This window comes from Saccharothrix sp. NPDC042600 (assembly GCF_040647305.1).
Classification (GTDB): domain Bacteria; phylum Actinomycetota; class Actinomycetes; order Mycobacteriales; family Pseudonocardiaceae; genus Actinosynnema; species Actinosynnema mutabilis.
The window spans coordinates 34,787-60,886 of the sequence record NZ_JBEZBW010000017.1 but is presented as its reverse complement, the minus strand read 5'-3'; the positions used below and the strand labels follow the sequence as shown (position 1 = coordinate 60,886).

The 26,100-nt window shown below is 74.2% G+C and carries 21 protein-coding genes; 11 read left to right on the top strand and 10 right to left on the bottom strand.

The window, feature by feature from the left end; genetic code table 11:
- Positions 1 to 65 precede the first annotated feature (65 nt).
- Complete coding sequence (locus tag AB0A74_RS14500) at positions 66 to 1,205, bottom strand: hypothetical protein (protein ID WP_358249474.1); 1,140 nt, start codon at positions 1,203 to 1,205, stop codon at positions 66 to 68.
- Between the two features lie 231 nt (positions 1,206 to 1,436).
- Between AB0A74_RS14500 and AB0A74_RS14495 the strand changes: the two genes are divergently transcribed.
- From AB0A74_RS14495 to AB0A74_RS14480, 4 genes are all read left to right on the top strand, one after another.
- On the top strand, positions 1,437 to 2,078 hold the full coding sequence (locus AB0A74_RS14495) for an adenosylcobinamide amidohydrolase (protein ID WP_358249473.1): 642 nt from the start codon (positions 1,437 to 1,439) through the stop codon (positions 2,076 to 2,078).
- 151 nt (positions 2,079 to 2,229) lie between these two features.
- Positions 2,230 to 2,439: a hypothetical protein gene (locus AB0A74_RS14490; RefSeq protein WP_358249472.1), complete on the top strand. Its 210-nt coding sequence runs from the start codon at positions 2,230 to 2,232 to the stop codon at positions 2,437 to 2,439.
- A gap of 143 nt (positions 2,440 to 2,582) precedes the next feature.
- Positions 2,583 to 4,757: an MMPL family transporter gene (locus AB0A74_RS14485; protein ID WP_358249471.1), complete on the top strand. Its 2,175-nt coding sequence runs from the start codon at positions 2,583 to 2,585 to the stop codon at positions 4,755 to 4,757.
- Positions 4,758 to 4,995: 238 nt separating this feature from the next.
- Positions 4,996 to 5,505: a hypothetical protein gene (locus AB0A74_RS14480; RefSeq protein ID WP_358249469.1), complete on the top strand. Its 510-nt coding sequence runs from the start codon at positions 4,996 to 4,998 to the stop codon at positions 5,503 to 5,505.
- Positions 5,506 to 5,536: 31 nt separating this feature from the next.
- Here the strand turns inward: AB0A74_RS14480 and AB0A74_RS14475 are convergent, their stop codons facing one another.
- Both AB0A74_RS14475 and AB0A74_RS14470 read right to left on the bottom strand, forming a co-directional pair.
- Entirely contained in the window at positions 5,537 to 5,713 is a 177-nt protein-coding gene (locus AB0A74_RS14475; protein WP_358249467.1) for a hypothetical protein, read from the bottom strand.
- Between the two features lie 34 nt (positions 5,714 to 5,747).
- The gene (locus AB0A74_RS14470) at positions 5,748 to 6,182 is read right to left on the bottom strand and encodes a nitroreductase family deazaflavin-dependent oxidoreductase (RefSeq protein ID WP_358249465.1); all 435 of its coding nucleotides are present in this window, start codon (positions 6,180 to 6,182) and stop codon (positions 5,748 to 5,750) included.
- 199 nt (positions 6,183 to 6,381) lie between these two features.
- Between AB0A74_RS14470 and AB0A74_RS14465 the strand changes: the two genes are divergently transcribed.
- The 3 genes from AB0A74_RS14465 to AB0A74_RS14455 all read left to right on the top strand — a co-directional run bounded on the left by AB0A74_RS14465 (position 6,382) and on the right by AB0A74_RS14455 (position 7,705).
- A complete protein-coding gene (locus AB0A74_RS14465) occupies positions 6,382 to 6,591 on the top strand; it encodes a hypothetical protein (protein WP_358249463.1) in 210 nt (69 codons plus the stop codon).
- On the top strand, positions 6,588 to 7,250 hold the full coding sequence (locus AB0A74_RS14460; RefSeq protein WP_358249461.1) for a DUF998 domain-containing protein: 663 nt from the start codon (positions 6,588 to 6,590) through the stop codon (positions 7,248 to 7,250). Before AB0A74_RS14465 ends, AB0A74_RS14460 begins: the two co-directional genes overlap by 4 nt.
- A 113-nt stretch (positions 7,251 to 7,363) precedes the next feature.
- Positions 7,364 to 7,705, top strand: coding sequence for a spore germination protein GerW family protein (locus AB0A74_RS14455; RefSeq protein WP_358249459.1), 342 nt, complete (start codon positions 7,364 to 7,366; stop codon positions 7,703 to 7,705).
- 26 nt (positions 7,706 to 7,731) lie between these two features.
- Here the strand turns inward: AB0A74_RS14455 and AB0A74_RS14450 are convergent, their stop codons facing one another.
- Complete coding sequence (locus AB0A74_RS14450) at positions 7,732 to 8,472, bottom strand: hypothetical protein (protein ID WP_358249458.1); 741 nt, start codon at positions 8,470 to 8,472, stop codon at positions 7,732 to 7,734.
- A gap of 445 nt (positions 8,473 to 8,917) precedes the next feature.
- Between AB0A74_RS14450 and AB0A74_RS14445 the strand changes: the two genes are divergently transcribed.
- The 4 genes from AB0A74_RS14445 to AB0A74_RS14430 all read left to right on the top strand — a co-directional run bounded on the left by AB0A74_RS14445 (position 8,918) and on the right by AB0A74_RS14430 (position 14,632).
- Positions 8,918 to 9,412 carry a lamin tail domain-containing protein gene (locus AB0A74_RS14445; RefSeq protein WP_358249457.1) on the top strand — a complete coding sequence of 165 codons (495 nt, stop codon included), beginning with the start codon at positions 8,918 to 8,920 and terminating at the stop codon, positions 9,410 to 9,412.
- Positions 9,413 to 9,527: 115 nt separating this feature from the next.
- Entirely contained in the window at positions 9,528 to 9,878 is a 351-nt protein-coding gene (locus AB0A74_RS14440; protein ID WP_358249455.1) for a helix-turn-helix transcriptional regulator, read from the top strand.
- 99 nt (positions 9,879 to 9,977) lie between these two features.
- On the top strand, positions 9,978 to 10,634 hold the full coding sequence (locus AB0A74_RS14435; protein WP_358249453.1) for a lamin tail domain-containing protein: 657 nt from the start codon (positions 9,978 to 9,980) through the stop codon (positions 10,632 to 10,634).
- Positions 10,635 to 10,834: 200 nt separating this feature from the next.
- Complete coding sequence (locus AB0A74_RS14430; RefSeq protein ID WP_358249451.1) at positions 10,835 to 14,632, top strand: S8 family serine peptidase; 3,798 nt, start codon at positions 10,835 to 10,837, stop codon at positions 14,630 to 14,632.
- A gap of 43 nt (positions 14,633 to 14,675) precedes the next feature.
- Here AB0A74_RS14430 and AB0A74_RS14425 read toward each other — a convergent pair whose 3' ends face one another.
- From AB0A74_RS14425 to AB0A74_RS14400, 6 genes are all read right to left on the bottom strand, one after another.
- Complete coding sequence (locus AB0A74_RS14425) at positions 14,676 to 15,656, bottom strand: helix-turn-helix domain-containing protein (RefSeq protein WP_358249449.1); 981 nt, start codon at positions 15,654 to 15,656, stop codon at positions 14,676 to 14,678.
- Complete coding sequence (locus tag AB0A74_RS14420; RefSeq protein ID WP_358249447.1) at positions 15,649 to 15,786, bottom strand: hypothetical protein; 138 nt, start codon at positions 15,784 to 15,786, stop codon at positions 15,649 to 15,651. The genes AB0A74_RS14425 and AB0A74_RS14420 overlap by 8 nt, the downstream gene beginning before the upstream one ends.
- Positions 15,787 to 15,879: 93 nt before the next feature.
- Complete coding sequence (locus tag AB0A74_RS14415; RefSeq protein WP_358249445.1) at positions 15,880 to 17,241, bottom strand: diaminobutyrate--2-oxoglutarate transaminase family protein; 1,362 nt, start codon at positions 17,239 to 17,241, stop codon at positions 15,880 to 15,882.
- Positions 17,238 to 21,242, bottom strand: a complete 4,005-nt coding sequence (locus tag AB0A74_RS14410; protein ID WP_358249444.1) for a Pls/PosA family non-ribosomal peptide synthetase — start codon at positions 21,240 to 21,242, stop codon at positions 17,238 to 17,240. Before AB0A74_RS14410 ends, AB0A74_RS14415 begins: the two co-directional genes overlap by 4 nt.
- On the bottom strand, positions 21,239 to 22,474 hold the full coding sequence (locus tag AB0A74_RS14405) for an aspartate kinase (RefSeq protein WP_358249442.1): 1,236 nt from the start codon (positions 22,472 to 22,474) through the stop codon (positions 21,239 to 21,241). The genes AB0A74_RS14410 and AB0A74_RS14405 overlap by 4 nt, the downstream gene beginning before the upstream one ends.
- Before the next feature lie 750 nt (positions 22,475 to 23,224).
- Positions 23,225 to 25,762 (bottom strand): heavy metal translocating P-type ATPase, encoded by a 2,538-nt coding sequence (locus tag AB0A74_RS14400; RefSeq protein ID WP_358249440.1) that lies wholly within the window; start codon positions 25,760 to 25,762, stop codon positions 23,225 to 23,227.
- Positions 25,763 to 26,100: the final 338 nt, after the last annotated feature.

Sequence of the window (26,100 nt, the reverse complement as noted above, 5' to 3'; positions counted from 1 at the left end):
ACGGACGGCCTCAAGGGCAGCGTCCCTCGACAGCTCGGGCCAGCCGGGGTCGGCGCGGTCCGTCGTCACAGCCACAACACGCCGCGGAAACCCCCGCCGGCGAACGAGAAACCACCGATCGCCTGCCCGCGCCGGTTGCTCTTCGCCGCACCCCCGTTCACGGCGCCCGCCGGGGTGGGCAGCTCGGTGACGTGGCCGCGCCGGTCCCAGCGGACCGCCCGGGTCGCCGCGATGTCGGTCCGCTGGACCGCGCCCACCACCCGACCTCGGCGGTCGATGTCGGCCGCCGACGCGGACTCGCCGCCGGCACCGGGGTCCAGCGTGGTCGGCACACCTCGCCGGTCCCACCGCAACGCCTGGCCACCGGCCCGCCCGACGACCGTGCCGTCACGGCCGACGGCGTTGGCGGAGCCGGAGAGGTCGGACAACCTGGTCACCCGTCCGGCATGGTCCCAGCGGACCGGGTGGGAGGCGGCGGTGGTCTCGGCCTGGCCGACGGCCGTGCCGTCCTCCCCGAGGTCCCAGGCGTAGGCGCCGGACCCGCCGAGCCCTTCCAAAACCGTCATCCTCCCCTCGCGGTCCCACAGCACGGCCTTGATGCCGCCCGTGTGGACCGACGCGCCGCCCAGGACGTCACCGGCCGCGTTGACCTGGTTGGCCCAACTGCCCTCAGTGCCGGCGGGCAGGCCCAGATCGGTGATGCGGCCCTCCGGGTCCCAGCGGACGGCGTGCCGCGACCCGTCGGCGGTGGAGGACGTGCCCACGACCGTCCCGTCCGGGCCGATGCCGGAGGCCTGGCTGCTCTGGCCGCCGGGCAGGGTGCCGAGGTCGCGGATGCGGCCGTCACGGTCCCAGCTCACGGCGTGCGTGCGGCCGTCCGCGCGCTGGGCGTGGCCCACGGCCACACCGTGCCGGTTCACCGCGTCCGCGGTGCTGGTGGCACCACCCAACGTGCCCAGGTCGGTGGGTGCCCCGGAGGTGTCCCAGCGCACGGCCCGCCGGGGCGACAGGGAACCGCGCGGGGTCGAGGACCCGACCACCGTGCCGTCCTCGGCGATGTCCCGCGCGGATGTCGACGCGTCACCGGGTAACGGCAGCAGCTCCACGAGCGTGACGGGTCGATGGTCGGGTTCCGCGACCGCGGGGGTCGCGGTGAGCAGCGTGACGAGCGAGGTGACGGCGATGCCGTTCCGAATGGCGGACATTGTTGTCTCGCTTCCGTTTCCAATGGCGGTGAACGCGGGTCGCCCCACCGGCCCGGCGAAGCGCCCGAAGCCGACACTGCCCCGGCGGACCACCGATCCGGCAGGGCACAAGGTCACCAGCCCCGGCCACCTTCCTCATCGGTCGTCGCGACGGACGCACACCGGGCCGAGGCTGTCCCGGTCGCCCGGGGCGACGAGCGCGCACCGGCGCGGGCGGTAGCGTTGCGGCTCGTGTTGGTGCTTGAGCCCGAGGTGTGGGCCCAGCCGGGCGTGGGTCGTCCGGCGTTGGTGTGGCGGTTCCCGGTGGAGGTGCGTGCGGTGTCCACCGCCGTGGTCGGGGGTGGACTGGGCGGGTGTCGGTGGGTGCTCAACGTCGAGGTGCACGACGAGTACCACCGTGATCCGGTCGAGCACCTGAACTCGCTGGCCGGTGAGCGGCGGCTGGAGGGTCCCGGGGTCGGGTTGCTGACCGCGGCGCGCGTCCTGCGGTACACCACCGGTGCCGACGACGGGGTGGAGTGCGTGACGACCGTCGGGCTGACGCACCCGGTGAACGCGGCGCGGCCGGTGCCGCTGTCGGAAGAACCGACGCGGTTCACCGCCGGCACGATCAACACCGTCTGCTGGGTTCCGGCGCCGCTCGACGACTCGGCTCTGGTCAACGCCGTGGTGACGGCGACCGAGGCGAAGGCGCAGGCGTTGCGCGACACCGGGTTCGACGCGACCGGCACGCCCAGCGACGCGGTGGTGGTCTGCGCGGAGCCCGGCGGTGGCGAGCGGTACGGCGGGCCGCGTTCCCGGTGGGGCGCGAGGCTGGCCAACGCGGTGTACGAGGCGACCGCCCGCGGCGCGGCGGCGTGGACCGCCGGGTGATCCGCTCCGCGCGGTCGGGCCGCTGAGCCGTCGGTGTCGTCGGCCCGTGCGGAGGTGTCCCGGGACGTCGGGCCCGCCGGATCGGGGACCTTCGGCCGGGGCGGCGGCGCGGGGCCGGATGGCGTAATGGACGGCGACGGAAGGACGTGACGTGCACCGGTACCTCGAACCCGGCTTCGACCCGACGACCCTGCTGGTCCTGATGGGACTGGTGGTGATCGGGGCCGCGCTGTCGGTGGCCGTGCTGTCGCTGCGCCGGCCGGTGACGGCCACTCGCCGGGCGCTGGACATGCGCCTTGCCGAGGGCTCGATCGACGTCGAGACACACGCGCGCATGGCGGAACGCCTGCGGCACTGGTGACGCCCTGTCGGTGTCCGCACCCGCGAACCCTGTGGCACTGGAGAGCCGGGCCACCGGCGGGTGCTCGGCAGGTGTCGGCGAGGATGTCCCCGGACGAGCGGCCGTCCGCGCCGCGGTGGGGACCCGACAGTGCTGGAGTGCCGATGACTGCTGCGTTACCGGACGGCCGGGCGGCACGGGCCGTCTCGGCGTTGGCCAGGGCGTCCGTGCGCCACCGGTCCCTCGTGATCGCCACCTGGGTCCTGCTGGTCCTGGCCCTGGTGACCGCGGCACGCGTGATCGGCACGCCGACGGACAACGACGTGAGCCTGCCGGGCACCGACGCCCAACTCGTCCGGGACCTCACCGCGTCACCCGAAACCCCGCTCACCTCCGCGACCATCATCCTGGTGACCCGCGACGGACGCCTGGACGACGAGACCCGCTCCGGCGTGCTGACGGCGACGCTCACCTCCCTCCGAGCCGCCGACCACGTCACGGCCGTGAAACCGCCCTCGACGCGGGAAGGGACGCTGTCGGAGGACGGGACCACCGGGTTGTTCACCGTGGGCCTGGACATGCGTCGGGCCGACCTGACCGGACCCGTCGCACGCGCCGTCACCGACGCCGCCCGGCCCGCCGCCGACGCCGGCCTGCGGGTGCTGCCCGGCGGCGCGCTCGCCCAGGTCCTCGACGGCTCCGGCAGCACCGGCGGCGAGTACTTCGGGCTGGCCCTGGCCGCCGTCGTCCTCTTCCTCGCGCTCGGCGGTCTCCTGGGCGCGGTGCTGCCGCTGGTGGCCTCGGCGCTCGCGGTCGTCGTGACGCTCCAGGTCGTGGGGCTCGCCGGGAACCTCACCGCCATCCCGTCCCAGGCCACGACCCTGGCCCTCATGGTCGGGCTCGGCGTGGGCATCGACTACGCGTTGTTCCTGCTCAACCGGTTCCGCACGCTCGCGCGGTCGGGGCTGTCGGTGCCCGACGCCATCGACCGCGCGACCGCCGACTCCGGCACCGCGGTCGTGTTCGCCGGGGCGACCGTCGCGGTCGCGCTCGCGGGTCTCGGCCTGACCGAGGTGCCGCTGCTGCGAACGCTGGCCTGGACGTGCGGGCTCGCGGTGCTGTTCGCCGTCCTCGCCGCGCTCACCCTGCTGCCCGCGCTGACCTCGTTCGCCGGGAAACGGCTCGCCCGCGGCGGGGCCCTGCACAACCGGTTGAACCGCGGCGCGGGCGGTTCCTGGGCGCGCCAGGCCGACCGGGTCACCCGCCGGCCGTGGCCCGCCGGCGCAGCCGCGCTCGTGGTGCTGGCGCTGCTCGCCGCACCGGCGGTGGACCTGCGGTTCGGCCAACTCGACGCCGGGCACTCCCCCGAGTCCACCGCCGCCCGCCAGGCGCACGACGTCGTCGCGGCGGCGTTCGGCCCGGGGAAGGGCTCGGCGCTGACCGTGCTCGGCCGGCTCGACACCCCGGTCACCGGCACCGGCGACCCGCGGGTGACCACGCTGGTGGAGACGGCACGCACCCGTCCCGGGGTGGCCGCCGTCGGACCGGTGACGCCCTCCGGGGACGGGCGGGTCGTCACGTTCCCGCTGACCGCCGAGACCTCGGGCGGCGACCCGGCGACGGCGGACCTCGTCCACCGCCTGAGGGAGCTGTCCGTGCCGGGCATGACCGTGCACGTCGGCGGCCCCACCGCCGCCAGGGTGGACCTCGCCGACCGCGTCACCGACAAGCTGCCGCTGGTCATCGGGGTGGTCCTGCTGCTGTCCATCGCCATCCTGCTACCGGCTTTCAAGGCACCTTTGCTCGCCCTCAAAGCGGCCGTGATGGACCTGATCTCCATCGGCGCGGCCTACGGGGTCCTCACGGCGGTGTTCACGTGGGGTTGGGGCGTGACGTGGATCGGTCTGTCCGGTCCGGCGCCGATCCCGAGCTTCGTGCCGCTCATGCTGTTCGCCCTGCTGTTCGGGCTTTCCATGGACTACGAGGTGTTCCTGCTCAGCGACGTCCAGCGGCGGTGGCGCGAGACCGGGGACAACCTGCGGTCGGTCCGCGAGGGCCTGATCGGCACCGGCCGGGTGATCACCGCGGCGGCGGCCATCATGGTCGGCGTCTTCCTGGCGTTCGTGCCCAACGACGACCCGACGATCAAGATGTTCGGCGTCGGCATGGCGGTCGCGATCGCCGTGGACGCGACCATCGTGCGCTGCCTGCTCGTCCCGGCCACGATGGCGGTGCTCGGCGACCTCAACTGGTGGGCGCCGGGCCGACGACCCCCGAAGCGGGAACCCGCGCCGCTGTCCGGCGGAGGCAGCGGCGCAAGAGCGCGATCCGGCCGTTGAGCGGATGGCGGGGCAACCAAGGTTTTGGCCACTGCCGTACCACCTCGGTGCGGGACAAGCATGGCACCCGCCACCGGGACCACGCCTCTCGGGCCTCGCCATCGGTGTCGAGCCCGACAGCAAACCCTCGACCCCGCCGGCGGTTGAACTTGCCCGATCAGGCGCATGTGTTACCCGACGGACTGATTCGACCTGTTCAAGCCAGTACGGGCCGTCCACTGTGGTCAAGATCGAGCTCATGAGGACAAGGAGATTCGCCGGTCTCACCGGCGGACTGGCTCTGGTCGCACTCGTCGCCGCGCACGGCATCGGCGTCGCGGACGCCACCGACCGCCCCGAGCCGCCCGGGGTGACCGCCTGGACCGCCGAGAAGGTGTCGGACCGGCATCCCACCGCCGAGGAGGCGAAGGGCGAGCCGACCACATCCACCACGACGACCGACAGCACAACGACAACCACCGACACGACCACGACAACCACCGCCACGACCACGACCACGAGCACCACGGGCACGCCGTCGGAAACCACCACGACGACCACCACCACGACCACGCCGTTGGAGAGCACCACCACCCGCTTCCCGCCGCTGGGCTTCTCCAAGGTGCGCGACCACCCGCCCGGCGCTCTCCACCAGACCGCCGCGCTGGCGAACACCGGCTTCACCCCCGGCACGTTCCTCCTGGTCGGCGGACTCCTGCTGATCGCGGGCACCGCCCTGCTGGCGCTCGCCGCCCGCCGCCGCGCCTGAATGTGGGCGGCGGAATGGCCGCCTGCGCGGTTCACCTCGGCCAGCGACACCACGGAGCGGGCGGCCGGAACGCCGCCCGCTCCCCCATGCGCGTCCCACTGCCGTCGTTCAGGAGGATTTCGTGGTCGCGCAGACGCACCGCGTACTCCTCGCCGCGGACGTGCCGGACTTCGACGCGTGCGGTGTCCACGTCCACTGCGGTGGTCATGGGTGCCTCCTCGCTGGGGATGACCTGCGGGCGTTCAGGGCACCCGGGCCTCGATGGTCACCATGAGGTAGTGCTCGATCTGGAACAGCCGCCAGATCTTCCGGCGCACGGGTGCCAGCAGTGGCAAGGCCGTGGTCGCGTCGACGACGCGCGGCGCGACCACCTGGTAGTGCTCGCCCTTCGCGTCGAGGGTGGCGCGGCCGGTGGCTTGGACGTTGCGCAGCCAGTCCACGGCGATCCCGTACGGCAGCGGGATGACGAACCGGTCGTCCACGCGCACCGCGATCACGGGCGTGGCGTACTCGCGGCCCGTGCGGCGGCCGATGTGCCGGATGGCCGCCGCGTACCAGTGACTGCGGCCGGCCAACAACAGCATCAACGGGTTGAAGAAGCGCCGGTTGAACGCACGCACCCGGTCCTTGACCGTGCGCCGTCCGGTCGTGGTCGGGACGTGGTCTTTCGCGGACATCGGTTCCTCCTCGGGGCCGCTGGGGTTCTGGGACCAACGCTCCTCCGGTCATCGCCGGGCCGGCAGAGCACAAGGTCACCACCGGCTCGTGTGATTCAGCGGGCCGGACCCGGGAGCGGGTCGGACAGGGGCGGAGGTCACGGGCGTCGGGCGTCGGAGGGCCCTGTCAGGAGCGGGCGCGCCTGAACACCCTGAGGGAATGGTCCTGTTCGGCGGCGAGGGCGGGCACGGCGGTGAACGGCTGCTCGTGCGGGGACGTGCCCGAGCGGTGCCCGGGATGGTGCTCGCGCGCATCGCGTGGCGGTACTGCGCCCAGTCCCGTCCGGCGCACGTCGTCATCACGCCGCTTTCGGTTGTCCGCTGCGGCGTTCCGGTGATCGGGTCGATTTCGGGGGAAGTGTCGTGGTGAGCGCAACGCTGGGGAGTCGGCGCACGGTGGTGCGGCGGGGTTTGCTGTGGTTCGGCCTCGTGGCGCCGGTGTACTACGTGGTGGTCGATGGCCTGCTCGTGAGCCGGTATGAGGGGTATCGCTTCGCCGACCACACCGTCAGCGAGCTGTTCGCGATCGGCGCTCCCACCGCCGCGCTCGCCGTCCCGTTGATGTTGGTCTACAGCGTGATGGCGATCGCTTTCGGTTGCGGTGTCTGGCTGTCGGCAGGTGGCCGGCGTGCGGTGCGCGTGGTCGCCGTGGCGCTGGTCGTCAAGGAAGTCCTCGGGATCGTGGGCACGGCGTTCGGCCCGATGCACATGCGCGGGGTGGAGCCGACGTTCACCGACACGCTGCACATCACGGTCACCGCGTTGGGTGCGCTGTGTTACCTGGTCGCGATGGGGTTCGGGGCGGCGGCGTTCGGCCGTGCGTTCCGGTTCTACTCGATCGGCACGGTCGCGGTGCTGGTGGTGGGCGGGTTCATGGCGGGGAGGGGCGCGGGGAACGTGCCGTCCGACCTGCCGACGCCGTGGATGGGGTTGTGGGAGCGGCTCAACATCTACGCGACCATGCTGTGGATCGTGGTGCTGGCGGTGCTGTTGCTGCGTTCGCACCGAAGCCACCGGACCTGTCGCTGAGTTCCGGCCAGGGGCTCAAGGCCCAGGCCTCGCGAAAGGGCAAGGACGGCTCGCCCACGGCGCGCCCCGCGCGCCTACGGTCGGGAGTGACCGACGAGCTCGGGAGGTATCCGATGAAGGTGCTGGAACTGGCCGCCGCCGCGCGGGACGCCGTCTCCGTGCGCAGGGTGTACGGGGAGCCCTACGAGAAGGACAGTGTGACCGTGATCCCGGCCGCCGCGGTCAGCGGTGGTGCGGGTGGGGGTAGCGGGACCGACGAGCGCGGTCAGACCGGGGAGGGTGGTGGCATCGGCGTCGGCGGGCGGCCGGTGGGTGCCTACGTGATCCGCGGCGGCCAGGTGAGCTGGCGGCCCGCGATCGACGTGAACCGCCTGGTCGGCTCGCTGACGGTGGTCGTGGTCGCGTGCCTGGTGGCTCGGGTGCGCGTCGCGAGGGCCAGGGCGACGGGAGGCTGAACCCGGGGCGAGCGCGGACCGGGGTGTCACGCCAGGGTGATCACCGCCCACACCACCTCGCCGCCGCCCGGTAGCGGTGTCCGGCCGCAGGCGGCGCCGAGTCGGTGGACCCGGGTCGGCAGCGGTTCGGGTGTCGGTGGGGTGCGGGTGTGGCGGACCGAGATGGTGAGCTGGTCCGGGAAGCGCTCGATCCGCAGCAACGGGGTGGGCTCGCCGAGGGCGCGGGCCACCCCGGTCAGTTCGATGGCCAGCAGCACCGCGCGGGGTGTCGCCCCGTGCAGGCCGCCCCACGCCGTGCACGTCCGGCGGGTGACATCGCCCGCCCGGTACGGGAGGTCGTCGCCGGTCAGGCGGACCGCGGCCCGCTCCCGTTCGGGCGCCCGCGCCGCCAGGGCCTCGGCGACGCTGTCGAAGCAGGGCACGAACCGCCGGAGGTCGGTGCGGCGCAGCATCCGCCGGTGCGGCTCGACCGTGGCGACCACGGCCAGCGGCACGCGCGGCCAGGTGCGGCAGCGTTCCCGCACCAGGGCGAACGTCGCGGCCAGCGGGTCGCTGCCCAGCTCGAAGCCCGGTCCGAGCACGACGACCACCGCCGTCGGCTGCTCGGCCAGGTACCCGACCAGCCCGTCGCGCAGCACCGGGTACGTGGACAGGTCGAGCCGGCCGATCAGGGAGAGCACCACCGTGCCGCCGTAGTCCGCCGCGCGCAGGGTCAGGCCATCGCTCACCACCGACCGCGCGGCGGTAGGGCACCTGTCGGGTGTCATCTGTTCCGTCCTAGTGCGCCGGGTGGGCGCTGTCATCGGCCGGTTCCGCGCCGCCGGCGGGTATCACCCGGTTGCCGGCGGGTTCAGCGCGGCGATCGCGCCGGGTCGCCCGCGCGCGCGTCACCCGACTGTCGGAATGCCGTGGACTTCTTCCGTGACGCCACAAACGGAAGCGGTCGCATTACCATTCGAAGCGCCGTCGTTCACATTTCCGGCGTAGGCCGGTATTTCACAGCGGACGGCTCGTGACGAACGCTCATTGGTGGAAAGAGAAGAGCCGGGTGCGCCGGTCGGCCCACCACGGACCGGCACACCACCCGATTTTCGGCCGACGGGTCGGAGGACCGCCACCGGTGAGGACCTTGGCCCCGTGCACGATCACGCGGAGTTCACAAGAATGTGTCACGTGATTACGGTCAGTCGCCACATCGCTGTGTTCTCACTGATGTGCGCGACGGTCACGGGTCCCGGTGTCCCGCCCGTCCGCGTGCACTCGCTGTCCACCGCCGGCCACGCCGGCTTCGTCGACCTGCACAACCCGTCGCCGGCGGCGGTCGACCTGGCCGGCTGGTCGGTCGAGTCGTGTTCGGGCCCGGCGCGGGACCTGCTGGTGGAGCTGCCCGCCGGCACCGTGCTGCCGCCGCGCGGCCACCTGCGGATCGCGGGCCTGGACCGCGCCCACGACGGGCTGCCGAGGGTCACCGTGGCCGAGGTCGCGGGCGACGGCGTCGCGCTGCTAGACCAGCGGGGCGCGCTGGTCGACCGCGTCGCCACCGCGCCCGGTTCACCCTGCCGCGAACGCGATGCCGCCCGATCGTGCGCCGGCACCGCCACGACGCCGTCCCGTGACGACAACAGCACGGACACCGATGACAACCGCGCCGACTTCACCTGCGCCCCGCACCCGGAGGATCCCGGTGGCGCCGCGAGGTCGGGCTGAACCGTCGAAGGCTGGCCCACCCGCCGGGGCCACCGCCCGCGCCGCGTCGCCCCGCCGCCGGGCGGGCGCGGTGCGGGTCGTTCGACGCCGCGCCGGACAAGGAAGGTCTTCTCTCGTGCTTGACGACGATCGGAAGTCGAGACCCGAACCGATCAGCACCATGTTGCCGAAACTGCGCCAGGGACGCGGACTGACCCAGTACGACCTCGCCACGCGCCTGCACGCCGCCTCCGGCAATGCCAGCGTCACCCGTGAGGAGGTGTCCCGCTGGGAACGGGGCAAGCGCATCCCCGGCCCTTACTGGCGGACCTGGCTCAGCCGCGTCCTGGAGGTGCCGACGCAGGAGTTGGAGCGGGCGGCGGCATCCGCCCGGCGACAGCGCCAAGAACGCACGCGCGCGGTCGGCGGAAATCCCCTCAGCCGATTTGGCCCCTTTTCCGCAAGCCGGTGCCGAGGCCAGGATTGAGGCCAGGGGGAACGCGGTCCGGCCGAACTCCCGAGGACCGGGAACACGATTTCGGACCGCACCCGGAAAATGCGCGAACAAATCTCTGGAAGGAATGTCATGCGCCGATTTTCGACCGGTGCCGCCGCGTTCGCACTCCTCGCGGCAGCGGTGACGACCGGCTTCGCCCAGGCAGCGCCGGAGCAGGGTGACGAGGTCGTGCCGATGATCTCGTCGTCGCTGGTGGTCAACGAGGTCGCGACCCGCGGCCCGCTGGGCAACCTGGACGAGTTCGTCGAGATCCGCAACCTGAGCACGCAGTCGTTCGAGCCCGCCGGCCAGTTCGAGGTCCGGATCTACTCGCAGGACGGCACGTTGCTGGAGACCGTGGACTTCCCCGCGGGCACGCAACTGGCGCCCCGCGGCCAGGAGGGCGACATGCTGGTGCTGGTCCACGAGAACTTCGCCGGCACCATCCCGCCGAACGTGACGCAGGTGCCGCTGCCGGAGGAGCTCGACATCCCCGACCTCGGCGGCGTCGCGATCTACACCGTGCCGCAGGGCAACCAGCAGGGCCAGAAGATCGACGGCGTGGCCTTCTCCAACAACGTCCCGACCACCAGGGCGCGCGAGGGCCAGGCGGCGCGGCCGATGACCAACCTCAACGTCGACCCGTTGCTGCGCGTGGCGTCCGCCCGGGACGTCCTGAGCACGGACACCGACAACAACCGGGTGGACTTCACCCTGCACACCGCCACCCCGGGAGCCCTGAACTGAGCACCGGGTGACCAGCACATCCGGTTCGTCCGCACCGCACACCCCACGACCGGATGCCGAGGGCCCCGACCGCCGCAGCGCGGTCGGGGTTCGTGGCGTGGCGGCAAGTCGCCGGCGGCGACTTGCCGCCCCCCGCACCGGTTCCGTGAACGCCGCGCGCCGCCTCATCCTCGGGTTCCCTGCAACCGAGGAGGCCGCACATGAGAAGTCGTCGCCGCTCCGGGGCCGCCGTGGCACTGCTGGTCGCCACGTCGTTGACCGGAGGTGCTCCACCGGGCGCCGCCGCGCCGGCCGCGCCGGACGACGGTCCCGCCGCCGCGTTCACCGCGCCGGTGGAGCGCATCACGCTGATCACCGGTGACGTCGTGACCTACCAGGGCGACCCGTCCTCCGCGCGGGTCGAGCCGGCGGCCCGCGAGGACGGCTCCCGACCGGCGTTCTTCACCACCACGACCGGCGAGGGCGTGTTCGTGCAGCCCTCGGACGCGCTCCCGCTGATCGAGGCGGGCACGCTCGACGCCGACCTGTTCAACATCACCGCGCTCGCCGCCGACGGCCGCACCGACCGGGAGACCGGCACCATCCCGGTGATCGCCGAGCCCGACGGCGGCCCGCTGGACCTGACCGTCCACACGCGACTGTCGGACGCGGTGGGCGCGCGCGTGGACAAGGCGCGGACCCCGCACGTCTGGCAGTCGCTCAAGACCGGTGACCTCGGCGTGGCCAAGGTGTCGTTGGACCGCAAGGTCAAGGCGTTGCTGGACCGCAGCACGGTCCAGGTGGGCGCGCCGGCGGCGTGGGCGCTCGGCCTCGACGGCAGCGGCGTCAAGGTCGCCGTGGTGGACACCGGCGTGGACGCCGGGCACCCCGACCTCGTGGGCCGGGTCGCCGCCTCGGCGGACTTCACCGCCGACGGCGACGGCGTCGACCGGCACGGCCACGGCACGCACGTCGCCTCGACCGTCGCCGGGACGGGAGCCGCCTCGGGCGGGAAGTACCGGGGCGTGGCCCCCGGCGCGACCCTGTTGTCGGCCAAGGTGTTCGACGGTTCCGGCGCGGGCGACGAGTCGCAGGTGATGGCCGGCATCGAGTGGGCCGTCGAGCAGGGCGCCGACGTGGTCAACCTCAGCCTGGGCGCGGGCGTCACCGACGGCGCGGACCCGATGAGCGAGCTGGTGGACTCGTTGTCGGAGAAGACGGGCACGCTGTTCGTGGTCGCGGCGGGCAACTCCGGGTCGGGCAACCGGACCATCAGCACGCCGGGCGCGGCGGCGCGGGCCCTCACCGTGGGCGCGGTGGACCGCGACGACGAGCTCGCCTGGTTCAGCAGCCGCGGCCCGCGGTTGCGCGACGCCCTGGTCAAGCCGGAGATCGTGGCGCCCGGCGTGGACGTCGTCGCCGCCCGCGCCGCCGGCACCTCGATGGGCTCGCCGGTGGACGAGCGCTACACGGCCGGTTCCGGCACCTCGATGGCCACCCCGCACGTGGCCGGCGCGGCGGCGCTGCTCGCCCAGCAGCACCCGGACTGGACCGGCCAGGCCATCAAGGACGCCCTCGCCTCCACCGCCAAGGACGTCGGGCACAAGTGGTTCGAGCAGGGCGCGGGCCGCCTCGACGTGGCGCGCGCGGTGACCCAGCGCGCGACGGGTCCGGCGTCGGCGAGCTTCGGCCGGGTCGAGGGCACCGAGCCGGTGCACCGCCCGGTGACGCTGCGCAACGCGGGCGACGCCGCCGTGCGGGCCGACCTGGCCCTGGCCGTGCAGTCGTGGGACGGCGGCAGGCCCGACCCGGACAGCATGCGGCTGGCCGCGGGCGCGGTGACGCTGCCGCCCGGTTCGACCGCCGACGCCGCCGTGGCCGTGGACCCCGACGAGGGCGCGTTCGGCGTGTACGGCGGGACGGTCGTCGCGACCACCCCCGGCGGCGACACCATCCGGACGCCGGTGAGCACCTACCACCCCGCGCCGCTGGTCGCGGTGACGGTCCGGGTGCTCGACTCGGCCGGCGCGCCCGCCAAGCGCGCCACCGTCAACCTCGTGGACGACACGCTCGGGGCCGGCGGCGGCAACGACCCGTTCGTGGACCAGAACGTGCAGAAGGTCGGCATCGTCAACGGCGAGGGCCGCGTGATGGTGCGCCGGGGCACCTACTCGGCGCTGGGCTGGACCTCCGAGGTCGGGCTGACCGCGCGGCGCTGGTACGGGCTCAGCGCCGCCGAGGTCGCGGTCGACGGACCGACCACCATCACGCTGGACTCCCGCGCCACGGTCCCGGTGTCGCTGGGCACCACCACGCGCACCGAGCAACGGGACCGGACCGTGGCGCTGCGCCGCGTCGTGTCGCCCGAGGACTACCGACCGGGCAGCATCACCGAGGTCGGGGTCAGCGCGGGCGGGGCGGACTGGGAGACCAGGGTCACCCCGGCGCCGGCCACCCGGGTCGGCGCGATCTCGTTGCAGGACTACGCGGTCCGCTCGGACCCGGCCGTGGACCTCAGCGCCGGCGGCGTCCGGTTCAGCCCGGTGTACGACATCGGGTCGGTGACCGCGGCGTGGCCGGGCGAGCACCGCCTCGCCGTCGTCCCGCCCGACAGCGCCGACGTCAGGGGCAAGGCCGTGCTGCTGCGGGTGCCCGCGCCGACCGGCGGCGGCGACCCGGTGACGGCGGTGAACACGGCGGTGGCGAACGCGGCCCGCGGCGCGGCGCAGGCCGGCGCGGCGGCGCTGGTGGCCTACGTGGACGTGCCCGGAGCGATCCCGATCGCCCCGCTGCGCAACCAGCCGCTGCCGGTGTTCTCCCTGGACCGGCGCGAGGGCGAGGCGCTGCGCACCGGCCCGCCGGAGGCCGTCTTCACGGTGCGGGCCGCGCCGGCGGCGATGTTCAACCTCGACGTCGTGGACCGCAACGGCGTGCCCGCCGACCACGCCCGGCGGTTCGGGCCGGCGGACCTGGTCGCCACCAGGACCACCTACCACGCCGACCGGCCCGGCGTGACCGGGTTCAAGAGCTGGTACGCCTTCCCGGACAAGCTGTGGAAGACCCAGTTCATCCAGGGCACGCCCATCCCGCTGCCGGGGACGTGGACGGAGTACACCGGCCCGGCCGACGACCGGACGCTGTGGAAGCGGACCACGAACGTCGCGGCGGGCACGGCGGCGACCCTGTCGATGAACCAGTTCGGCGTCCACCGGCCCGGCCGGACCGCGACGCCGGACGAGCACTGGTTCCGCGCCCCGGTGCGCTCGGCGGCCGTCGAACTGCCTGCCAACCACCCGGCGCTCGCGCCGTGGGCGGCGGGCCGGTGGCGGGTGCCGTGCTCGCACTGCCGGGAGGGTGACCTGTTCACCCCGGCGCTGGAGTGGGTGGACGGCGAGCACCACGTCAGCCCGCAGGAGAACTCCAGGTACTTCACCACCACGACCGCCCGGCTGTTCCGGGGCGCGGAGGAGATCGCCCCGGTGCCGGACCCCTACGCCCGGTTCCCCCGCTTCCGGATGGCCCCGGAGAGCGCGAAGTACCGGCTGGAGGTGACCGACGTGATGGCCGGGGCGGGCAAGCCCGGCGCGCCCAGCACCCTGCTGTTCGGGCACGCCCAGCGGGTGACCACGACGTGGCACTTCACCTCGGCGCGGTCGGAGGCCCCGCCGCCCGCGGGGTTCGCGTGCGCGGAGGGCGACCGGTGCTCGTTCCAGCCGCTGGTCCAGATCGACTACCGGTTGCCGCTGGACGCCGCCAACACGCTGACCGGGGACACGTTCGAGGTCGCGGCGGCCTCGCACACCGGGGCGCGGGGCGCGGGACCCGTGCTGTGGTCGCGCATCGCCTACTCGCTCGACGGGACGACCTGGACCGACCTGCCGGCCAAGGCGGTGGACACGGGCCGGTGGTCGGTGACCGCGCCGAAGGTGTCCGGTGACGTGTGGCTGCGCACCGAGGCCCGCGACACCCGCGGCAACACCGTGGTGCAGACCGTGGAACGGGCCTACCGCTCCCGGTGACGCACCGTCGTGTCCGGCCGCGCGTCCCCCGCGGCCGGACACGTCACCGCTGCCCGGGGTCCTCGGGGAACGGCATGCGCACCCACCCCTTGGCCGCGGCGCGCCGGCCCGCCGGGAAGCGGGTCTGCGCGCCGAGCGCGTCCATCAGGTCGCGCAACCGCCGCTGGAAGGTGCGGTAGCTCAGCCCCAACTGCTTGGCGATGGCCCGGTCGGGCATGCCGGTGGTCAGCAACCCGAGCAGCCGCGCGTCCTGTGTGGATAGTGAGGTGTGGTCGTGCAGCCGTAGTGGCAACGCCTGTTGCCACAGCACCTCGAACAACGCGCCCAGCGCGTCGAGCAGGGTGCACGGGCGGACCACCAGCGCGGTGCGCAGCTCGGGTTCGCCGGAATCCAGCGGGATCAGGCCGGCGTGGCCGTCGACCAGGATCATCTTCAGCGGCGCCTCCCCCACCACCCGGGCCTGCTCCCCCAGCGCCAGCCCGGGTTCGAGGTCCTCGTCCAGCGCGTGCAGCTCCAGCGCGGCCCGGTCGTAGACGCCGCGGAAGCGCACGCCCCGGTCGAGCAGCTCCCGCTCGGCCGGGTGCAGCACCGACGGCGGCTCGGCGTAGGGCGGCTTGTCCACGAACCGGACCTCGTGCCGCGCCGACCGCATCAACTGCTCGGCCCGCTGCGAGATGGCGTCCGCGCCGCGCACCACCTCCAGCAGCTCGGCCGGGTCGGTGCCGCGCACCGCGCGCCGGTAGCGCTCCTCGAACTCCGCCTGCAGCGCCCGCATCCGCTCCAGCCGCCGCTCCTCGCGCACCACCAGGCCACCGAAGCCGATCTCCGGCCGGACCGGGCCGAACACCACCGGCCGGCCGCCGGACCGGGTGGCCAGGTCCAACGCCACGAGCCGCCCCACCGCCACCCGCACCCGACCCGGGCCGACCCCGGTCCGGTCGGCCAACTCCGCGACCGTGCCCGGACGGTCCAGCAACGCCCGGTAGACCTCGACGTCCAGGGGGTCCAGGTCGAGGTCACCCATCCCGGCGACGCACCAGGTCCACGAGGGCGGGCACCGCGCGGCCCACCTCGACCCGGTGGCGCCGGGCCGACGCGCGCACCCCGGCGAACCCGTCGAGCCGCTCCCGCACCCCGCTCACCTCCAGTCGCACGTCGGGCCCTCACCCCGGGCGGACCGAACGGGCACTGTACCGCCGCGTGCGAACCCCGTCAGGGGGCCGATCAGCCAGGTGTGAGATGCGCGTTCACCCCGGGCAGCAGCGCCGCACGGACGCGGTCAGGATGTCGCAGGCCGTGTCCACCACCTCCGCCGTCACGTTCAGCGGTGGCAGCATGCGCACCACGCAGTCCTCCCGCCCGCCCAGTTCGACGATCAGCCCGTTGCGCAACGCGTCGGCCTGCACGGCGGCGGCGACCGCGCCGGCCGGGGTGCCGTCGCACGGGTCGGCCAGTTCCACGCCCCACATCAGGCCGCGACCCCGCACCTCCCGCACCCACGGGTGCCCGGTCAGCTCCGCCAGCCGGGCCCCGATCTGCTCGCCGCGCCGCCGCACGTTGCCCAGCACGTCGTCGCGTCGCACGATCCGCACGGTCTCCGCGCCGGCGGCGAACGCCGCCTGGTTGCCCCGGAACGTGCCGGTGTGCGCGCCGGGCGCCCACGTGTCCAGGCGGCGGTCGTAGAGGATGATCGCCACCGGCAAACCCATGCCGCTCAACGCCTTCGACGCGACGACGACGTCCGGCTGGATCCCGTACCGCTCGAACGCGAACCACGTGCCGGTGCGCCCGCACCCGGTCTGCACCTCGTCCACCACGAGCGGGACGCCCAGCTCGGCGGTGAGCACGCGCAGGCGGCGCACGAACTCCGGGCGCGCGGGCACCACGCCGCCCTCGCCCTGCACCAGTTCGACCACCACGGCGGCGGGCTTGGGGATGCCGCCGTTGGGGTCGCGCAGCGAGCGTTCCAGCAGCGCCACGCAGTTGGTCTCGCACGACTCCGGCGACAGCCCGAGCGGGCAGCGGGCGCAGTAGGAGAACGGGAAGAAGTGCACGCCGGGCATCCCGTCGGCGACCGGCTCCTTCTGCGCCACCAGGCCGGTGACCGCCATCGCCGAGTGGGTCGAGCCGTGGAACCCGCCCTGGAACGACACCACCCCGCCCCGTCCGGTGGCCGTCTTGCACAGCTTGAGCGCGGCGTCCACGGCGTTGGCCCCGGTCGGTCCGCAGAAGTGCACCTTCATCCGCGACCGCATGCCCGGCGGCAGCATCGAGAGCTGGGCGTCGGTGAACTCGCGCTTGGCCGGCGTGGGGAAGTCCAGCCCGTGGGTGAGCGCGCGCAGCGACGCCTCGGCGGCCCGCACCACCTCCGGGTGGTTGTGGCCCAGGGCCAGCACGCCCGCGCCGGACAGGAAGTCGATGAACACGTTGTCGTCCACGTCGCGCACGAAGCTGCCGAACCCCTCGGCGAGCGCGATCGGCAGCCGGCGCGGGTAGGTGCGCGCGTTGGACTCCCACCGCCCCTGGTGCGCCAGGTACTCGGCCGACCGCGGACCCGGCAGGTCCGTGCGGACCACCGGTCCCCCGATCAGCTCCGGCACTCGACTCATGGTCGCCTCCTCACGGGCTGGTCCGCGGTGAGCTGCGCGGCGGGGTTGCCGCGCCACCGCGACCGCGGCGGGACCTCGGTCCCCTTCATCAGGAACGAGTCGGCTTCGAGCACCGCGTGCTCGCCGACCACCGTTCCGTAGTGGACGAACGCGCCGACGCCGAGCGTGACGCCCGTGCCCAGCGCGATGCGGTCGGACTTGAACGCGCCGTCCTCCAGCGAGTGCGCCTGGACGGCGGCGCCCGCGTTGAGCGAGCAGTCGTCGCCGATCGCGACCAGCGACTTCTCCGGGATCGCGCAGCCGTCGTCGAACACGCGCCGCCCGATCCGCACCCCGAGCAGCCGCCACAGCACGCCCTTGAACGCGGTGCCGTTGAACACCGCCAGGTACCGGCCCGGGCTGAGCTTCCAGAACCGCTCGTGCCGCCAGAACACCGGGTCGTAGATCGAGCAGAACCTCGGCCGCAGCGGCCGGAACCCCTGCGCGGCCCGTTCGACGAGCACCGCGAGCAGCACGGAGACCACCACGGTGACGACGATCTCGGCGCTGATGGCGAGCCAGTCCAGCCGGGCGTGCAGGGTGCCGGCGGCCACGCCGACCAGCAGCACCGCGAACGCCTGGAGCCACCCGGCCGCCAGGTGCAGCAGGGCGGTGACGAGGTTGTGCCGGTTCTTCGCGGGCAGCCGCGCGCGCCGCTGGGCCTCGATGTCCAACCCGGTGTCGCGGTGCACGGTGCGCGGGATCTCGAACGGCGGCGAGCCGAGCAGCCCGGTGCCGGCGCGCACGGGGCCGTCCAGCGGCACGAGCACCTTCGTGGCCAACAGGCAGTCCTCGCCCACGCTGGCGTCCGGCGGGTAGAAGATGTCGTTGCCCAGGAACGAGTTCGCCGGCACCCGGACCTCGCGCAGGCGGAACGACGCGGCCGAGTACTCGGCGTTGAGCAGCCACAGGCCGTCGGAGGTCATGGTGCCGGCGCCGACCTCGCACAGGGTGGGCGCCTCGTGCCGCACCTCGACGCCGAAGTTCGACCCGGTCTGCACCACCGCGCCCAGCCGGTAGCCCAGGGCGCGCAGGTAGTGCACGATCGCCGAGCTGTCGCCGAACAGGTGCGCCAGCGCCCGCGAGTTGGTCAGGCGCAGGACCGCCCGGTGGCAGGAGTGCCGGAACCCGTACAGGGCCAGCGCCCGTCCCGGCGGGAGCAGGCGGGCCGGCAACCGGGGCACGGTGAGCGCGACGACCAGCACGGCCGCCAGCGCCCCGAGGTAGAACACGGCCGCCTCGACCGCCAGTTCCCCGTAGAGCGCGGCGCGGGTGAAGTCCGCGCGTCCCTCGTAGACGACACCCACCGCGAAGCCGGTGGCCAGCAGCGCGGCGGGCAGCGACACCAGCACCAGCACCAAGAGCTGCGACACGCCGAACACCACGCCGCGAACCCGGGACGGCCGCTCGGCCCGTAGACCACGGTAGTCCACTGTGGACCGGCGAGCGGGCGAGCCGTGCCACGACTCCCCCGCCGGCACCACCTGGCCGCGGTGCAGCGACGACGAGTGCCCCAACTGGGCGCCGTCGCCGAGCGCGGTGTCCACGTCGAGCACGGTCGCCTCGCCCACGAACGCGTCACGGCCGATCGTCACCGGCCCGGTGCGCAGCCACCCGGCGCGCACGTGGTAGCCGTTGAGGTGGCACTCGCCGCGGACCACCGCGCCCGCGCCGATCGTCACCAGGTCGGTGCACACCGGCGGGTGCCGGGTCAGCACCAGCGCGCCCGCGCCGATCCGCGCGCCCAGCGCCCGCAGGTACCACACGTAGGGCGGCGACCCGGCGAACAGCACCGCCGGGCTGAACCGGACCAGCGTCGCGACCGTCCAGAACCGCAGGTACGCCCAGCCCCACAACGGGATCTCGCGCGCCGTCCAGCGGCCGACCAGCAGCCACTTGGCCGCGATCGGCACCACCGAGGCCAGCGCCAGGCCCGTCGCCGCCACCGCGACCGCGCGGGAGTACGCCGCGAGCGGCCCGCCGGCGTCGGCGATCCAGCCGAAGCCGGTCTCGGCCGCCCACCCCGCGCCGCACGCGTAGGCGAGGAACACCAGCGCCTGGCCGACGCCGCACGACACGTGCCGGAGGGAGCCGTGGCGGCGGGCGGGCTCCACCCGTTCGGCGGCACCGGCCCGGGTGCCGTCCAGCGCCGCCGCGAGCGCCCGCACGGTCGGGTGGGCGTAGACCGCGGTCATGGCGACCGGCGGCAGGTCGGTCCGCTGCCGCACCACCGCGCCGAACCGGGCCAGCAGCAACGAATCCGCGCCCAGCACGGCGAAGAAGTCGTCCGCCGCGGACACACGGGCCACGCCCAGCACGTCCGCCAGCGCCGCGGCCAACGCCTGTTCGGTCGCGGTCGCCGGCGCCACGTGCGGTCCGCCCGCCGACGCGCGGGGCGACCGGGGTGGCGGCAGCGCGCGCCGGTCGGCCTTGCCCGAGGCCGTCATCGGGACCAGGTCGAGCCGTTCGAGGTACGCGGGCACCATGTACGCGGGCAGCCGGTCGCGCAGCCGGCGGTAGACCTCCGGCGCGCCGGGGTCGGCGGCGTCCGCGCGCACGCTGTAGTACGCGACCAGTTCCACCGTCCCGTCGTCGCGGCGGGCGGGTTCCACGACGGCCTGCGCGACGCCGGGGACCTCCAGCAGCACCGACTCCACCTCGGTCGGCTCGACGCGGTAGCCGCGGACCTTGACCTGGGTGTCGATGCGCCCCAGGTACTCGATCTCGCCGTCGGGGCGGACCCGGCCGAGGTCGCCGGTGCGGTAGATGCGGCCGGACGGGTTGTCCGGGATGCCCAGGAAGTCCGGGACGAACGCGCGGTCGGTGAGGTCGGGGCGGTTGAGGTAGCCGGTGGCCAGGCCGATGCCGGCGATGCCGATCTCGCCGGCCTCGCCGTGGTCGAGCGCGCGCGGCTCGTCCGGGTCGAGCACGACCACCGAGTAGGTGGGCAGCGGGACGCCGATGGTGACCGGCCGGTCGGGCCGCAGCACGGCCCAGGTGGCGGTGACCGTCGCCTCGGTGGGCCCGTAGACGTTGAGGAACCGCCGGTCCGGCCGGTGCCAGCGGCGGACCAGGTCCTCCGGGCACGCCTCGCCCGACACCAGCAGCAGCCGCAGGTCGGGCAGGTCCTCGTCCACGGTCGCCAGCAGCGTGGGCACGCAGCACAGCGCGGTGACGCGGCGGTCGGCGAGGAACTCCCGCAGCTCCCGGCCGACCAGGGGCGGGCCCGGCGGGCGGGGCACCAGCGTCGCCCCGGCCAGCAGCGGCACCCAGGTCTCCTCCACCGCGAAGTCGAACGCGATCGTCATCCCCTGGTACACCCGGTCGCCCGGCCGCATGCCGTAGACCTCGGCCGCCACCCGCACGAAGTTGCAGATGGCGGCGTGCTCGATCGCGACGCCCTTGGGCCTGCCGGTCGAGCCGGAGGTGTAGACGACGTAGCACAGGTCGTCCACGGGACGGCCGCGTTCGTCCGCGCCGAGCCGCCCGGCGGGCACCGCCTCCGGGTCGAGCAGGTCCACGCACACCGCCGCCGACCCGGCCACCCGGTCGCGCAGGGCCGAGACGGTGAGCACGCGGGCGATCCCGGCGTCGCGGGCGATGAACGCCAGGCGGTCGTCGGGGAACGCGGCGTCCAGGGGCACGTACACCGCGTTCAGCTTGAGCACCGCGAGCATCGCGGCGTAGGTGCGCGCGGGGTCGTCGAACAGCAGGCCGACGCGGTCGCCGGGGGCCGTCCCCGCCGCGCGCAGGTGCCGGGCCAGCCGGTCGGCGTCCGCGTCGAGTTCGGCGAAGGTCAGCGTCGTGTCGCCGGTGTCCACGGCGATCCGGTCGCCCATCTCCGCGCAGTGCCGCTCGAACAGCGCGTCCAGGCGTTCGCCGGGCCGCCGGCGCACCGACTGGTCGGCGCACGTGAGCACCGGCCCGTCGGCGACGCCCACGGGCACGTCGTAGGCGGTCACCGGGCGGCCTCGGCGAGCCCGAACTCCGCGTGCAGCGCCCGTGCCAGCGGGGCGACCCGGTCGGCGGCCACGACGGCGGTGAAGCGGGACGGCGAGGTCGTCATGGTCACGACCGCGTCCTGCAGGACGTCCAGCGTGCCGGCCAGGTAGCGCGGGTGGTCCAGCAGGCCGGTCCCGACGACCGACACGGACCCGAGACCGTCCTCGACGCTCCACTGCGCGCCCAGCGCGCCGACGACCCCGGGCAGCACGTCCGCGGCCGCCGCGCCCCGCACGGTGAACCGGACCTCGTCGGCGTCCCACCGCACCACGACGTCCGGGGCGAGCCCGTGGTGGGCCAGGTGCGCCAGCGCGAACGGCCAGGGCACGCCCGAGACCGTCACCAGCCGCACGTCGCGCTCGTGCGCGACCCCGACCACGCGGTGCCCGCCCTCCAGCGGCGCGGCGGCGACGGTCGTGCCCACCTCCGGCCGCTCGGTGTGGGCCACCCGCAGGCGCACGCCGTGCCGCGCGGCCACCGCCACCGACCGCGGGTGCAGCACCTTCGCGCCGCGACCGGCCAGTTCCAGCATCACGTCGTAGGGCACGGTCGGGAGCCGCCGCGCGCCGGGCACCACCGACGGGTCCGCGGTGAGCACGCCGGGCACGTCGGTGAAGATCTCGCAGTCGTCGCCGCCCAGCGCGGCGGCCAGCGCGACCGCCGTGGTGTCGGACCCGCCGCGGCCCAGCGTGCGCACGTCGTCGTCCTCGGTGCGCCCCTGGAACCCGGCGACCACCGCGACGTCCCACTGCCGCAGCCGCGCGAGCAGCCGGCCGCGCTCGACGTGCTGCACGACCCCGGCCCCGGGCCGCCCGCCCACCACGATCCCGGCCTGGTCGCCGCACAGCGATCCGGCGCGCACCCCGAGCCCGCGCAACGCCAGCGCCACCAGCGCCGCCGAGGCCTGCTCCCCCGTGGCGAGCAACTGGTCCAGCTCGCGCGGGTCCGGCCGGTCGCCCACGAGCCGGGCCAGCGCGACCAGGTCGTCGGTCGTGCGCCCCATCGCCGAGACCACGACCACCACCCGGTGCCCGGCCCCGACCACGTCCGCCAACGCCCTCGCCACGGCCCGCACCCGGGCGGGGGTGGCCAGCGACGAGCCGCCGTACTTGCGCACCAGCACCGCGCCGGGCGGCGGCGCACCCCGGCCCCCTGCCGGTTGCGCCGCGTGTGGATCGCGAACACCTTCCATGACGAACCCACCCCCTTGTTCCGAACCGCGATCGAATGCGCCGGGCGACCCGCCGGTTCACGGCAAAAGGGCGGGTCACGATCCCCCCGAACCGGCGGGCGAGACACGTGCGACGCGATGCGCCGGAACGGAAGGTAGCGCACCCGCGACGACCGGGTGCACCTCCAGAAGGATTATCCGGTCAATTTCGGAAATCCCGGCGACATTCCGCACTTATCGTGACACCGAACCGGCCGGTACACCTCCGGCAAGCCCACCGCAGGTTCCGTCGGAATGCGGAACACAACCCTTCCAACGCCCGATCCATCGGCCCACAATCGACATCGCACCCCAGGTAGCGGCCATCGTGAAAAGATGACCACGACCAATCTCGGCACCCTTCCACTCGGCGCACGCTGGGCCGATCGGTGTGCGGTCGGCCGAGTGATCGAAAAAGGCGGGCACGGTTGCGGGCGCGCACCGGCCAGACCTGCGACGCCCTGCCGGGATAAACAGTTTTGCCACCCTCGACCGGTTCCCCCGCCCGCTCATCCGACGTCGATCGGCCGGCAACGGACGACACATTGCCGCGCATTCTGTTAAAAGCACCGCACTGCTGCGGTCGGTGCACCGTCAAACAGCACATCCGGCTGGCACGCGCCAAAAGCGGAGCCACCGACACCGTGTGATCGCCGCCGCGGTGCCGTCGCCGACCCACCGGAACGGGCCCCCGCGACAGGCGGCGGCGCGGTGCCGACCCTTGCCGCGCGGTCAGCGGCCGGAGGCCACCGGTTCGATGTGGTCGGCATCGACCTCCGCGGCCGGCTCTACCGCGGCGGCCCGCGTGGTGGCGAGCGGTGCGGGGTGGTGGCGGCGCAGGCGGTTGGCGTTGCCGACCACCGAGAGCGAGCTGAGTGCCATCGCGGCGGCGGCCAGCACCGGGCTCAGGCGCAGGCCCAGGAACGGGTAGAGCACCCCGGCGGCGACGGGGACGCCGACCGCGTTGTAGACCAAGGCGAAGAACAGGTTCTGGCGGATGTTGCGCATGGTGGCCCGCGACAGCCGGATCGCGGTGACCACGCCCGCCAACGAGCCGGAGATGAGGGTGATGTCGGCGGCCTCGATCGCGACGTCCGTGCCGGTGCCGATGGCCAGCCCGATGTCGGCCCGGGCGAGCGCCGGCGCGTCGTTGATGCCGTCGCCGACCATGCCGACCCGGCGGCCTTCCGCTTGCAGGCGGCGGATCTCGTCGGCCTTGTGCTCCGGCGGGACTTCGGCGAGCACGCGGCGGATGCCCACCTGACGGGCGATCGCGGCGGCCGTGCGCGGGTTGTCGCCGGTGATCATGACGACGTCGAGGCCGAGCCGGTGCAGCGCGGCGATCGCGGCGGCGGAGTCGTCCTTGACGGTGTCGGCCACCGCGAGCACACCGGCGGGTCGGCCGTCCACCGCGACCAGCACCGGGGTCTTGCCCTGCGCGGCGAGGTCCGCGGCGATCGGGTCGAGCGCGCCCGTGTCGATGCCGGCGTCGCCGAGCAGCTTGCGGGTGCCGACGAGCACGGCGCGCCCGTCGACGGTGGCCCGCACGCCGCCGCCGGTGACCGAGTCGAACCCGGACGCGGTGGCCGGGGTGAGGCCGCGGGCGCGGGCCCCGGCGACGATGGCCGACGCGAGGGGGTGTTCGCTGTCGGCTTCGGCGGCGGCCACCAGGGCGAGCAGGTCGTCCCCGGCGATCGCGGCGGTGGCGCGGACGTCGGTGAGGGCGGGCCGGCCGGCGGTGATGGTGCCGGTCTTGTCCAGCACGACCGTGTCGAGCCTGTGCGCGGTCTCCAGGGCTTCGGCGGAGCGGATCAGGATGCCCGCCCGTGCGCCCTCGCCGGTGCCGACCATGATCGACAACGGGGTCGCCAGGCCGAGGGCGCACGGGCAGGCGATGATCAGCACCGCGACGGCGGAGACCAGCGCGAGGGTGAGCGCCGGGGCCGGCCCGACCAGGTACCAGGCGGTGAACGCGGCGACGGCGGTCGCGATGACCACGGGGACGAAGTAGGCGGACGTCGCGTCGGCCAGTCGCTGGATCGGGGCCTTGGAGGCCTGGGCCTGCCGGACCATGCGGATGATCTGGGCGAGCACGGTGTCCGCGCCGACCTTGGCGGCCCGGACGCGCAGGGAGCCGGTGGTGTTGATGGTGGCTCCGATGACGGTGTCGCCGGCGTGCTTGGTGACCGGGATCGGTTCGCCGGTGACCATCGACTCGTCCACGGCGGACCGTCCGGACAGGACAGTGGCGTCGACGGGGATCTTCTCGCCGGGACGGATCACGACCTCGTCGCCCACGAGGACCTGCTCGACGGGGACCTCGGCCTCGACGCCGTCGCGCACGACGCGCGCGGTGCGGGCCTGAAGACCGAGCAGCGCGCGGACGGCTTCACCGGTGCCCGCCTTGGCGCGGGCCTCCAGCAGGCGGCCGAGCAGGATCAGGGTGAGGATCACGCCGACGGCTTCGTAGTACACCTCGCGGACGTCCTCCGGGAGCAGGCCCGGGGCGAGGGTGACGACGAGGCTGTAGCCGTAGGCGGCGACCGTGCCGAGGGTGATCAGGCTGTTCATGTCCGCGTCGCGGTGCGCGAGGGTCAGCCAGCCGGTGCGGTGGACGGGCCACCCGGTGTAGAGCATCACCGGGGTGATCAGGACGAGCTGCACCCGGTGGTCGAGCAGCACGCCCGGCACCCAGTCCGCGCCGAACAGCTCGTGCGCCATCATCGCGACCAGGACCGGCAGCGTGAGGACCGCGCCCACCAGCACCCGCCGGGTCAGGTCGGCGATCTCCGCGCGCCGCTCCCGGGACTGGGCGGCCTCCTCCTCGGCGGCGGTGCGCGAGTCCGTCGCGTTCGGAGGTGCCGTGGTGGTCGGTGCGGCGCTGTCGGTCTGGTCGGCGGGCTCGACCAGGAGCGTGCCGTGGACCATGTTCATGCCGCAGGAGAACCCGAACGTGCCCGCGCGGACCGGGTCGATCCGGACGGTGGTGCGGGTGGAGGCGGGCAGCGCGGTGTTCACGCCGAAGTCGGGGAACACGACGTGCGAGGTGCAGTCGCCGCTTTCCCGGCGGTGGAACACCAGTTCCAGGGGAACGCCTTGGCGCACCCGGATGACGTCGGGCCGGTAGCCGCCGCGCACCGTGACCTCGACGCGCTGCACCCCGTCGGCCTCTTCCGCGCGGCGGGCGCGGCGGGGACCGAAGAAGTACCAGCCCAGCCCGGCGATGACGGCCACGGCGGTCGTCAGCACCACGATGTCGGCGGTGGTCATGGGAGTGCTCCCTTCACCGGTGCGCGGAGGCTGACCCGATCGTGCGCGTGGAGCGGCCACCGGGACAGGGACGTCGGTAGGCGGGCGGCAGGGTCTTCCGGCCCTCGCGGGGTGGCGGACGCGGTTGGTGCGGTGGCCGGCGGTCCGGGGTCGGAGGGCCGGCCGGCCGAGCCGGGCCGCCTTGTCGCACGGTGCCCGGGCCCGGCGAGGGTTTCGAGCGGTTCCCGGCTTCGGGGGGAGGAAATCGGGAACCGCTCGACCGCTGGGAAGGGGGAGGTCCCAGCGCGAGCAGTGTAGGCCCCACGCCGTGCGCGGGGTAGCGGTCGACGTGCCGGGAA